The organism is Mycobacterium sp. RTGN5 (assembly GCF_033804465.1).
GTDB lineage: Bacteria > Actinomycetota > Actinomycetes > Mycobacteriales > Mycobacteriaceae > Mycobacterium.
Window position 1 is genome coordinate 48443 of the sequence record NZ_JAPZLA010000010.1, and the last position, 12256, is coordinate 60698.

The 12256-nt window shown below is 66.2% G+C and carries 7 protein-coding genes; 1 reads left to right on the top strand and 6 read right to left on the bottom strand.

The features are described 5' to 3' along the window. Nucleotides 1-3: 3 nt before the first annotated feature. The 5 genes from SLQ31_RS28680 to SLQ31_RS28700 all read right to left on the bottom strand — a co-directional run bounded on the left by SLQ31_RS28680 (nt 4) and on the right by SLQ31_RS28700 (nt 8176). On the bottom strand, nt 4-651 hold the full coding sequence (locus SLQ31_RS28680; protein WP_319437584.1) for a hypothetical protein: 648 nt from the start codon (nt 649-651) through the stop codon (nt 4-6). Further along, the gene (locus SLQ31_RS28685; protein ID WP_319437585.1) at nt 648-1061 is read right to left on the bottom strand and encodes a thioesterase family protein; all 414 of its coding nucleotides are present in this window, start codon (nt 1059-1061) and stop codon (nt 648-650) included. Before SLQ31_RS28685 ends, SLQ31_RS28680 begins: the two co-directional genes overlap by 4 nt. Next, nucleotides 1054-5874, bottom strand: coding sequence for an NAD-glutamate dehydrogenase (locus tag SLQ31_RS28690; RefSeq protein WP_319437586.1), 4821 nt, complete (start codon nt 5872-5874; stop codon nt 1054-1056). The genes SLQ31_RS28685 and SLQ31_RS28690 overlap by 8 nt, the downstream gene beginning before the upstream one ends. Nucleotides 5875-5925: 51 nt before the next feature. After that, entirely contained in the window at nt 5926-7599 is a 1674-nt protein-coding gene (gene ettA / locus SLQ31_RS28695; RefSeq protein ID WP_319437587.1) for an energy-dependent translational throttle protein EttA, read from the bottom strand. 112 nt (nt 7600-7711) lie between these two features. Further along, on the bottom strand, nt 7712-8176 hold the full coding sequence (locus SLQ31_RS28700) for a single-stranded DNA-binding protein (protein WP_319437588.1): 465 nt from the start codon (nt 8174-8176) through the stop codon (nt 7712-7714). 467 nt (nt 8177-8643) lie between these two features. On the opposite strand from SLQ31_RS28700, the gene SLQ31_RS28705 reads away from it, so the two are divergent. Next, a complete protein-coding gene (locus SLQ31_RS28705) occupies nt 8644-9681 on the top strand; it encodes a hypothetical protein (RefSeq protein WP_319437589.1) in 1038 nt (345 codons plus the stop codon). A gap of 575 nt (nt 9682-10256) precedes the next feature. Here the strand turns inward: SLQ31_RS28705 and SLQ31_RS28710 are convergent. Then, nucleotides 10257-12251: a bifunctional copper resistance protein CopD/cytochrome c oxidase assembly protein gene (locus tag SLQ31_RS28710; protein ID WP_319437590.1), complete on the bottom strand. Its 1995-nt coding sequence runs from the start codon at nt 12249-12251 to the stop codon at nt 10257-10259. Nucleotides 12252-12256: the final 5 nt, after the last annotated feature.

The window sequence follows — 12256 nt, forward strand, 5'->3', positions numbered from 1 at the left end:
CTCCTAACGCAGTACCAGCGCGGGGTCCCCGCGTCGTCGATACACCGATCCGAAGCGCGCGTCGATGCGCAACCAGGTCGGCGACAGCCGAACGCGGACGATCTCCTCGACACCCGGGGATTCGGGTATAAACCCCATGGCCGTCAGGGCGAAGACGCAGCGCATCGGCACGCCAACCGCGGTGTCACCCGAACTCACCTGCAGCACATCCTGATCCAGCAGCGAGGCGGGCGGCCCGTGCGCACTGCTGTGCTCCTTGGCCACGCCGGCACCGCGCTCGGCCAGCTCGGTGAGCACGGCCGCCGGCACGTCGTCAACGTGGGTGAATCCGGTGTCCGGCGGCAACCCCCCACGCCACGCGGAGTCCATCGGATAACCGGGGTCGATGTAGCCCGAGTCGTCGGCGCCGCGCAATCCTCGGGCCAATGCATCTGCGCCGCAGGATAAGTCAGCCGGGTTGAGCTGGCCGGCGACGACGCGTACGGCGAGCACGTCCAACCCGGTGGCCACCCAGGCCGTCACCAGACTATCGGAACGGGCCCGCAGCCGGATCACCGCGGCCTCGTCGAGGCGTAGCGCATGCTCGACGAACACCGCCAGATCGCTGCGCCCACCGGCGTCGGGAATGGTCAGGCTCCGGTCGGGGCTCATCGCTGCCAGCGCTGCAGATACTCCCGATGTTTGGGCGAAAGCCGCACCAGCCGTTGCTCTTCGATGTGCACCGCCGCCAGCTGCGTCTCGGCTATCACCGCCGGCCGTGAGTCCGGTTCGGCGGTCAGCGAGCGCACCTCGTAACCGAGGGTGAAGTCCACCGCACGTAGCCGCTTCGTCCACATCGTCACCTGAAGCGGCGAATCAGCAAGCCGCAGCTGGCCTTTGTAGAGCACCTGCACCTCATGGATGAGCAGCCCGATGGTGGTGATGTCCTCGGCGAAGGGCTCGCGCAGGAAGTCCACCCGCGCCTCTTCCAAGATCGTCACCATGGTGGCGTGGTTGATGTGCTGGTACGTGTCGATATCCGACCAGCGCACATGTACGCCGGTGGTGAATCCCTTAGCCACTTGATCCTGTTCCACTCGTCCTCGTCATGCTGCGGATCTGGCGCGCCGCCACCGACAGCGTGGCCAGATCACGTTCGTCGTCGGCGTAGATCTCAGCCAGCGTGCGGCGCGCCCGTTCGACCCGCGAGCCGTTGGTGTGCTCCCACTCGGCGATCTTCTCCTCCCCCGTCTCCTCCGGCTCGCCGATTGCCAGCACGTCGAAACACAACGCCCGAATCGACCCGTAAATGTCGTCGCGAATCGCCAAGCGGGCCAACGAATGCCAGCGGTCGTCGCGCGGAAGTCCCGACACCGCGGTCAGCAGCCCGTCGGTGCTCAGGTGGTCCATCAGCGCGAAGTGGGTATCGGCAACCTCGGCGGGATCGCGGTCGACGATGTCGGCGATGTCGATCACGTCGAGCAGGCTGTACTGATACAGCCCGCTGGCCACCGCGTACGCCAGATCCGCGCGAGCACCGTGTGCGGCGAACTCGGCGGCTTCCTTGGTGACGATGGCCTTGTCATCGCCACGCAACCAGTCCGGCATCCGCGGCGTCAGTTCGGTGACTTTCGCGGCGAACCGGTTGATTTCGGCGCCGACCGCCAGTGGCTGCGGGCGGTAGTTCAGCAGCCACCGTGCCGCCCGGTCCAGCAGGCGGCGCAGTTCCAGCGTCATCCGATCGGAGACATTGACCGGCACCTCATTGTTGCGCGACGCGTCGAGGATGCGCTGCCACACCTGGCCGATTCCGAAGATCGCGTCGGCAGCCACGAACGTGCGCACCGCGTCGACGTAACCGACGCCGGTGTCTTCGGTGACGCGGTAGGCGAACGAGATACCGCCGATGTCGACGACATCGTTGACAAGCATCGTGGTGATGATCTCGCGACGCAGCTGATGGGTGCGGATCTCGGCGGTGAAGTGGTCGCGCAGTTGGCTCGGGAAGTACCGCGGCAGCCGGGACGCGAACACTTCCTGATCGGGCAGGTCGCTGGCCAGCACCTCGTCCTTGAGCGCGAGCTTCACATGCGCCATCAGCGTCGCCAATTCCGGTGAACTCAGCCCGATTCCGACTTCCTGACGCCGATGGATCTCCTTGTTCGACGGCAGCGCTTCCAGCTCGCGGTTGAGCCCACGCCGTTCCTCGAGCTCGGTGATCTGGCGGGCGTGCACATTGAGCAGTGAGGCCGCGTTGGCTCGGCTGGTACCCATCAGATCGTTCTGGTCGATGTTGTCAGTGAGCACCAGCCGCGAGACTTCGTCGGTCATCGAAGCCAGCAGCTCGGTGCGCTCGGCAGCGCTGACCTTGCCGCCGGTGACCAGCGAGTCGACCAGGATCTTGATGTTGACCTCGTGGTCGGAACAGTCCACACCAGCGGAGTTGTCCATGGCGTCGGTGTTGATCCGCCCGCCGCACAGGTCGAACTCGATACGGCCCAGCGACGTCACGCCGAGGTTACCGCCCTCGCCGACCACCTTGGCCCGCAACTGGTTTCCGTTCACGCGCACAGTGTCATTGGCACGGTCACCGACTTCGGCATCCGATTCCGACTCGGCCTTGATGTAGGTGCCGATGCCGCCGTTGAACCAGAGGTCCACCGGGGCTTGCATGATCGCCTTCATCAGGGCGGGCGGCGTCATCTCGTTGGCGTCGCCCGGCAGACCGAGGGCCGCACGCATCTGCGGGCTGATCCGAATCGCCTTCTGCTGGCGGCTGAACACGCCGCCGCCCTCGCTGATCAGCGCGGGGTCGTAGTCCTCCCAGCTCGAGCGCGGCAGGTCGAACAACCGGCGGCGTTCCGCCCACGACCGCTCCGCAACCGGGTTGGGGTCGATGAAGATGTGCCGGTGGTCGAAGGCCGCGATCAGCCGGATGTGGTGCGACAGCAGCATTCCGTTGCCGAAGACGTCGCCGCTCATGTCGCCGACACCGGCGACGGTGAAGTCCTCGCTCTGGGTGTCGACGCCCATTTCCCGGAAGTGCCGCTTGACGGACTCCCAAGCACCCTTGGCGGTGATGCCCATGGCCTTGTGGTCGTAGCCCACCGATCCGCCGGAGGCGAACGCGTCGCCGAGCCAGAAGCCGTAGGAGTGGGCAACATCGTTGGCGATGTCGGAGAAGGTGGCGGTGCCCTTGTCGGCGGCGACGACGAGGTAGGCGTCGTCACCGTCGCGGCGGACCACTCTGGGTGGGGTGACGACCTCGCCGGTGGCCCGGTCGACGTTGTCGGTGACGTCGAGCAGGCCGGCGATGAACAGCCGGTAGCATGCAATTCCTTCGAGGCGGAACGCATCCCGGTCGGCAGCGGCGTCGCCGAGCGGTGCCGGCGGCTTCTTGACGACGAATCCGCCCTTGGCGCCGACGGGCACGATGACGGCGTTCTTGACGGCCTGGGCCTTGACCAGGCCCAGGATCTCGGTGCGGAAGTCCTCGCGGCGGTCCGACCAGCGCAGCCCACCGCGTGCGACCTGGCCGAATCGCAGGTGCACACCTTCGACCCGCGGCGAGTACACGAAGATCTCGAATTTCGGTCGCGGCAGCGGCAACTCGTCGATCAGTTGGGGATTCAACTTGAGCGACAAGACATTTTGGGCGTGCGCCGAGTCCTCGCTGGTGACGAAGTAGTTGGTGCGCAGCGTGGCCTGGATCATCGCGGCGAACGCCCGCAGCACCCGGTCGGTGTCCAGGCTGACCAGCGCATCGATGTCAGTCGCGACGGCATCCGCCGCGGCCAGCGCGTCCAGGCCCTTGTCGGCCGAGTCCGGATCGAACACCGCCTCGAACAGGCTGACCAGTGAGTGTGCTGTCACGGGGTTTTCATTGAGCACCGACTCGATATGCGATTGGCTGTAGGGAAAACCAGCCTGCCGCAAGTACTTTGCGTAGGCGCGCAGTACAGCCACCTGTTGCCAGGTCAGCCCGGCCCGCAGCACCAGCTCGTTGAACCGGTCGATCTCGGCGCGGCCCTGCCAGATGGCGGTGACGGCGTCGGCGAACCGAACGGCGGTGGCGTCCCACTCCTCCTGGGTCGCGGCGTCGGGCATCGACGCGTCCGGCCGGATCTTGAACTGGTAGATCCACACCTTCAGGCCATCCGGGCGCACGACGGTGAACGGGCGTTCCTCGAGCACCAGCACACCCATGCATTGCAGCATCGGCAGCAGATGACTCAGCGACGCCGTTGACCCGCCGAGGTACCAGGTGAGGAAGGCCTCGTTGGCTTCGTCGCCCTCTTCGAACTGAAGTTTGACCGAATCTGGTTGCAGCGCTTCGATGAGGCCGATGTCGGTGATCGCCTCGGTTGAGGTGACGGCCTTCTTGAACTCCTCGGGCAACGCGTCGGCGTAGTGTTCGGCGATCGCCTGATCGAGTTTGCCCTCACGCGCGGAGGCGATCAGCCGGTCGCCCCACGTGCGCAGCGCCTCGGTGAGCAGTTCCTGGACGCGGGTGCGGTTGGCCTCACTGGCGTCGATCGACTCGTACGTGGACCCGTCTGGCAGCCTGACCGTGAAATGCACGACCGCCCAGGGAGATTCACTGACTCTCGCGGTGTAATCGATGCTCAGTCCGCCGAACTCGTGCACCAGGATGTCCTGCATGTGCAGCCGGACCTCGGTGGTGTAGCGGTCGCGAGGCAGGTAGACCAGGCAGGACACGAAGTGGCCGAGCTGGGCGGCGCGCAGGAACAGCAGCGCGCGACGCCGGGAGCCGAGGTCGACGACGGTGGTCGCCATCGCGAGCAGTTGTTCGGCGCTGAGCGAGAACAGTTCTGAGCGCGGGATAGTCTGGACGATGTCGAGCATCAACTGACCGGGGTGGCTGGGGTCGTTCTGCGACAGCGTCAACACCTCGCGAACCCGTCGCGAGATCAACGGGATGTCAAGCACATTGGCGCTCATCGCGGTCGCCGTGAACAGCCCGACGAACCGGTGCTCGACGTCGCCGGTGGGGGTGTGCTCGCGGATCACCACGATGTATGGGTAGGCGCCATAACGCAGAAAGCTGGGCATCGTGGCCTGCGCGAGCACCAACAAATCACCCGGATGGGTGAGCTGCGGCAGCACCTCGGTGCGCAACCGCGCCACCCCGAGGCGGCTGGACTCCACGACGGTGGCCGTCCCGTTGCTCACGGTGCAGTCCTGGCAGCCCAACAGCACGAAGTTGCCGACTGAGAGCCAGCGCAGCAGGTCGGCGACGTCCTCGCGGTCGGGACCGGTGAATCGGGTTCCCGAGTCGTTGTCGAGGTCGCGGGCCAGGTCGTGCAGCGCCGCGCTCAGCGCCACCGAATCCAGCGCCACCTGCCGGGCGTCGGCGACCACCATCGGCAGCATCCGCTCGGCCTCGGCCAGCGCCTTGCGGTTGACCGACGGCGACAGCTGTACGTGGATCCAGGACTCTTCGATGCCCTGCGAATCCTGGCCGGCCGCATCGTCGGCCAACGGCCGCACGTCGAGCAGTTCGCCGGTCGGACCGCGCCGCACCCGAAACACCGGGTTCATCAATGCGATGTAGGCGACGCCGAGCCGGTGCAGCAGCACGGTGACCGAGTCCAGCAGCATGGTGGCCTGGTCGGTGACGATCTGCAGCGCCGGCCCGAAGCCCCCGGGATCGTCGCTGGAGTAGATCGCGACGAGGCTCTCCCCCACCACCCGGCTCTGCGCCAGTTGTTCCTGTGCGGCGATCAGGCCCGGTGGAACCGCCCGTGCGGCGGCCGCCGTCACGAGCGGACCGGTGTCGGTGGCATCCGGGTCGGGGGCCCCGCCGTGGGGACCGCGATACGTGGCGAGGTAGGCCTCGCCCATCGACTCGGTAGTTCTGGGGTCAGCCGTCATACCTGCCGCTCCTGATCAGCATGCGAACCGGCGCTGGTCCGCAGCGCCACATTAGTCGCGTGTGAGCCTGCGGTGGGTGACCCTGTGCGGACGGGCCGCGTCGGCTCCCAAACGCTCGAGTTTGTTCTCCTCGTAGGCCCCGAAGTTTCCTTCAAACCAGAACCACTTGGCCTCGTTGTCGTCGTCGCCCTCCCACGCCAGGATGTGCGTGCAGGTGCGGTCGAGGAACCAGCGATCGTGGCTGATGACCACGGCACAGCCGGGGAAGACCTCCAGCGCGTTCTCCAGCGAGGACAGCGTCTCGACGTCGAGGTCGTTGGTGGGCTCGTCGAGCAGGATCAGGTTGCCGCCCTCTTTCAGGGTGAGCGCCAGGTTGAGCCGGTTGCGTTCACCACCGGAGAGCACCCCGGCCGGCTTCTGCTGGTCGGGCCCCTTGAACCCGAACGCCGACACGTAGGCCCGCGACGGGATCTCGTTGTGGCCGACCTCGATGAAGTCGAGTCCATCCGAAACCACCTGCCACACCGTCTTTTTCGGGTCGATACCGGCACGGCTCTGGTCGACATAGCTGAGCTTCACGGTCTCGCCGACCCGGACGATGCCGCTGTCGGCCTCCTCGAGCCCGACGATCGTTTTGAACAGCGTCGTCTTACCGACACCGTTGGGGCCGATGACGCCGACAATGCCGTTGCGGGGCAAGGTGAACGACAGGTCCTTGATCAGGATGCGGCCATCGAACCCCTTGTCGAGGTGGTCGACCTCGACGACGACGTTGCCCAGCCGCGGCGGAGCCGGGATCTGGATCTCCTCGAAGTCGAGCTTCTGGGTCTTCTCGGCTTCCGCGACCATCTCCTCGTAGCGGCCGAGACGGGCCTTGTTCTTGGCCTGCCGGGCCTTCGCCCCGGAGCGCACCCAGGCGAGTTCCTCGCGCAGCCGCCGTTGCAGCTTCTGGTCCTTCTTGCCCTGCACGTCGAGGCGGTCTGCCTTCTTCTCCAGATAGGTCGAGTAGTTGCCCTCGTACGGGTAGGCACGGCCGCGGTCGAGCTCCAGGATCCACTCGGCGACGTTGTCCAGGAAGTACCGGTCGTGGGTGACCGCCAGGATGGCGCCCTTGTAGGCGGCGAGGTGCTGTTCGAGCCAAAGCACGCTCTCGGCGTCGAGGTGGTTGGTCGGCTCGTCGAGCAGCAGCAGGTCGGGCTTGGACAGCAGCAACCTGCACAGCGCCACGCGGCGGCGCTCACCACCGGAGAGGTGGGTCACCGGCTCGTCGGGCGGCGGGCAGCGCAGCGCGTCCATCGCCTGTTCGAGCTGGGAGTCGATATCCCAGGCGTCGGCGGCGTCCAGTTCTTCCTGGAGCTTGCCCATCTCGTCCATGAGCTCATCGGTGTAATCGGTGGCCATCAGCTCGGCGACCTCGTTGTACCGGTTGAGCTTGCCCTTGATCGCGACGCCGGACTCGACGTTCTCCCGGACCGTCTTGTCTTCCTCCAGCTGCGGCTCCTGCATGAGGATGCCGACCGAGGCGTTGGGCGCCAGCAGCGCGTCACCGTTGTTGGCCTGGTCCAAGCCGGCCATGATCCGCAGGACGCTCGACTTACCGGCACCGTTGGGGCCGACGACGCCGATCTTGGCTCCGGGCAGAAAGGCCAGCGTGACGTCGTCGAGGATGACCTTGTCGCCGTGCGCTTTGCGGACCTTCCGCATGGTGTAGATGTATTCCGCCATTGCCGCGGTGTTGCCTTCCGTCTGGTCGTGAAATGCTCGTCGACCATCCTAGGCGCGCGCGACGAACGGCTTGCGGCCGCGCTGGCCAGGCCAGCGCGGCCACACCGGCCGCTCAGGCCGACAACGGCAGACCCGTGGTCTCCTCGGCGTCGTCGGCGACACCCGTGTCCAGGGTGCCCGCCTCACTCTCGGGCTCCTCACTGACGGGCTCGGCCGGCCTGGGCTGGGGCTGTTCGAAGCGGATGATGGCGCGGGACAGGTCGGGGCCAACCGCACTGGCCCGCATCTCCAGCGATGACCGCCGTATGCCCTCTTTGTCCTCGTACTCGCTGGTGAAAACGTCGCCGACGACGATCACGGGCGCGCCCTTGTAGAGGCCGGCGCCAACGCCGGTGACGAGCTTGCCCCAGCAGTTGACGGTGATGAACAGCGAGTTGCCGGGCTCCCAGGTGCCGTCACCGGTGCGGCGCCGGGAATTGCTGGCCACCCGGAAGCTAATCAGCTCCTGGCCGCCGACGATCCGGCGGCGAGGGTCGGTCACGACGCGGCCGACGACAGTGAGATGAGTCTCGAACATGGCTGTGGTCCTTTCGTTTGATGTGGTGTGCGCCTCCAGTCAGCCGCAACTAGCCGACAGCCCCACGACGGGAAGCAGCCCTATCGGTGAGGTTGTGGATGGAGGGCCAACTGTGGATAGTCACCCGCGCGGGTGACTGGTCAGCTCAGATGGCCAGTTCTAGGCTTGGCGGAATGGGACGCCTTGAGGTTTGCGACGTCGCCTTGCAGTCCCTAGCTGGGCAGCATGCGGCCACATCAGCGCGGTTAGCCAACCAAGTCCCGACCGCAGTTACGGGACCCCCAATGCAGGCGACTTCCGAGGCCGTAAGCGCCGCTTACGCCGCCTTGCATTCAACGGCAGCTGTATTGGCCGCTCGAGTGCAGGCAACCGGTAGCAAGATCGCCACGTCGGCAATCGGGTACGAGACGACGGAGGCAGGTTCGGCCGATCGACTGGCCGCGCTGGATAGATCGGTCCGGGTGTAAATGTCCCCCGCTGGTACGCCCGGTGCGCCGAGTCTGTCGCAGATTGTCGGCTGGGACACCGCGCACCTGTATCAGGCGGCTACCGATTGGGTGAACACCGCTGAGCATTGGGAGGACTCGTTCGCCAGCACGCATCACGACACCCTTTCGCCCGGTGGCACCTCGTGGGAGGGTCAAGCGGCCGAAGCTGCCCAGCAACGGGCCATGGCCGATCTCATACAAGTCGGTGGACTCGCCGACACCCTGCACGAAGCCTCCGAGATCGCCCGGCGTGGTGCCGATCAACTCGATTACCTCAAACGCGACGCCCTCAACGCCATCAATCAAGCGCGTGAAGCGGGATTCAGCGTGAGCGAGGATTTGTCGGTAACGGACTCCAGTCGGGGCGGGCGAATTGCGGCAGCCCGCTCGCACGCCGCAGTCATCGCCGGTCGCGCAATCGCTCTCAGCACCACGGACAATGAGCTTGCATCCAGGATCACCGCTACCACTGCAGAGTTGTCCAATCACCGATTTATCGAGCCACCCGAGAACGGCGGCGTTCAGGCGGTGGACTTCAAGGAAGCTCCACCGCCGTCCTCTCCCTATCCGATTAACGATGTGGTCGCCGACGCAACCGACCTAGATGGCAATCACGTAGTCATGCGTCGCGGCTACTACGACGCACAAACCCAACAGGGTTTCGGTTTTGACAAGGCCTACTGGCGACACGGCGTCATCAACCCGAATGTGTTCAAAGATCTCATCTCTCACAGTCGGCCAATCAGCAACACAAACGGAACACTCGTCTACGAGGTCCCAATCAATCGAGTGCACTGCACATCGGGCCCGCTCGGAATACCCAGTTGCAATGACACTGGCGAAAGCCTGACGATGAGGATCGTCGCCAACATCAACGGGAGCCCGACTGTACCCGGAGGGGGGCAGAAGGGTTTGATCACCATGTATCCCATTGCAGGAGGAAGTGGCGTAGTGGAACTCGGACCGAACTGGACCTGGACACCACCGTGGGTGAATAACAATGTGCCCATCAACTGACTCCATTGCCGGCGAGGGCTCATTCGCCGCAAGTGTGCTACGCGATCTGCTGCGGCACATCGCAATTCAGAATGCGAAGAACACCGGTCAGCTTCGTCCCGGTCACTATGTTTTTGAGGTCTCGCACGCGTGGACCAAAGGGCCCATGATGTACCTGGTCTACAGAACTCCGCCGTCAGATATCACTTGGGGTTTGGTCCGCGACACCACAAGGTCGCTCATCGACCCAGGCCCGTGGAACGACACCGACGATCCGGCCTTGTATTACTACTTGCTGGATCTTGAGGAGGGCTGGCCAGGCAGCTCTTCGCTCCAGCCTGGCGACGATCCCGATCTCATCCGGTGGTCGGGGTGGCCTCTCAACGACCTCATTGAACGCATTGGCGATATTCCGGAGTCGCGCCGACAACCGTCATGTCCCGTGGATTCCCCAGAGCCACAGCGGGAGCCTCGATCGGCGACCGAACCCCGTCGCTACGGAAATCCGGTCTAGACCCCGTCGCGAACGTAACGCCATGGCGGTAAATCGCCGACTTCGCCGCCGTGGCGTTACGTTCGGCGAACGAAGCGCGTCGTTAGCGGCCTTCGCGGCGGGCCATCTCGGCCAGCATCGCGTTGTAGGCGGACAGATCGGCGTCGTCGTCGCGGTCGGCGGCCCGATCCAGTCGCTTGGCCGTGCGCCGGTCGCTGCGGCTCCACTGGATCAGCAGCGCGATCATCACCAGCACGAGCGGGATTTCCCCTGCCGCCCAAGCGATCCCACCGCCAAGATGTTGGTCACCGACGAGATCGGTGTGCCAGCTCAGCTGTAGCGACCGGTAGAAGCTCTCCCCCAGCACCCGCGGTGTGCCCATCAACACCACGCCGAAGAACGCGTGCAGCGGCAGCGAGGCGAACACCATCGCGATCTTGGCCACCGGCGGCAACGGCCGCGGGGTGGGGTCGACGCCGATGACCACCCAATAGAACAGGTAGCCGCTCATCAGGAAGTGCAGGTTCATCAGCACGTGCGCGCCGTGATTGCTCACCGCGGCGTCGAAGATGCCGCCGAAGTACAGGCCGTAGAAGCCGGCCACGAACACGATCGTGGCGACGACCGGGTGGGTGAAGAACCGCGACCACCTGCTGTGCAGCGCGTCGAGCAGCCACTCCCGCGGCCCGGGCGGATTGCCCTTGCCCGCGGTGGGCAGCGCCCGCAACGCCAGGGTGACGGGGGCGCCCAGCACCAGCAATACCGGCACCAGCATCGATAGCAGCATGTGCGCCGCCATGTGCATGCTGAACATCGCCGGCATGTAGCGGCCCAGTCCCGACGACGTGGTGAACAGCAGCACCGCACAGCCGAGCAGCCAGGCGACCGTCCGCCCCACCGGCCACGCATCACCGCGACGGCGCAATCGAATCAGCCCAGCCACATAGACCGCGGCGAACACGATGGCGGCCGTGCCGAAGACCAGGTCGAAGCGCCAGTCCACCAGAATCCGCGCGACGGTCGGCGGCCCGGCGAAGTCGTAGCCGATCGCCACTTCGGCCGGTGACGGGTTCGCCGTCAGCGGCGGAGGCGGCGGGGTGCGGCCCAGACCGACCGCGATGCCGAAGGTCAGGCCGAACACCAGTGCTTCGACGAACGCCAGCCGGATGAGCACGCCGCGCGCCTGCGGGTCGGCCTGCAACGCGGCCACCGGTCCGCGGCGTTGTCGCCACCCGATGAAGCCAAGGGAACACAGCGCGACGATCTTGGCCACGACCAGCCAGCCGTACTCGGTGGCGAACAGGTCGGCGAACCGCATCCGGATGAAGGCGTTGATCACGCCGGAGAGCGCCATCGCGATGAAGCACCAGAACGCCACCGCCGAGAAGCGCCGCGCCGCCAGGGCGGCATGCTCGCCGCCGCGGATCGCGTGGGCCAGCAGGGCCAGCAGACCGCCAGCCCACAGTGCCCCGGCCAGCAGATGAATCAACAGGCTGTTGGTGGCGAGGTCGTGCGCGCCGCCCGCCGACGAGTGCCCCGTCAGCCCCAGCGGGATGAGCGTGATCAGCGAGCCGCCAAACAAGAACGGCGTCCACGACCAGCGCAGCACCGCCCGGCCGGCGGCCGCCACCGCCAAGGCCAGAAACGCCGTCCATCGCCACGCACCGGCGGTGTCGACCAAGTCCGCCACCGACCACAGCTCGACCGGGTTGAGGTGGTCACCCAGCGGCTGACCGGAGACGTCGGAGATGGTCAGCGGGATCAGCAGAACGGCGCACACCGCCCACGCCCCCGTGGCGGCGACGCCCATCCGCAGGGCACGGTAACCGGCGACGTCGAGCACGCCGCTGTCCTGCGGCGGCACGAAGAACGTCGCGAACATGAACGAGCCGACGGCCAGCACCGCCGCGATCTCACCGGCGGCCCGCACGAACGGCAGCCCCAACGTGGTGACCGGACCGGGGTCGGGCAGGCCGGTCGCCGTCAGTGCGTCGGCCAGCGACAGCGCGCCGATGCCGGCGGCGGTGATCCCGGCGAGCAGCGCCACCATCCACAGCACCGGCCATACCGCGGTGCGGCGGTCGGCGGGTGCGGTCATGGTGT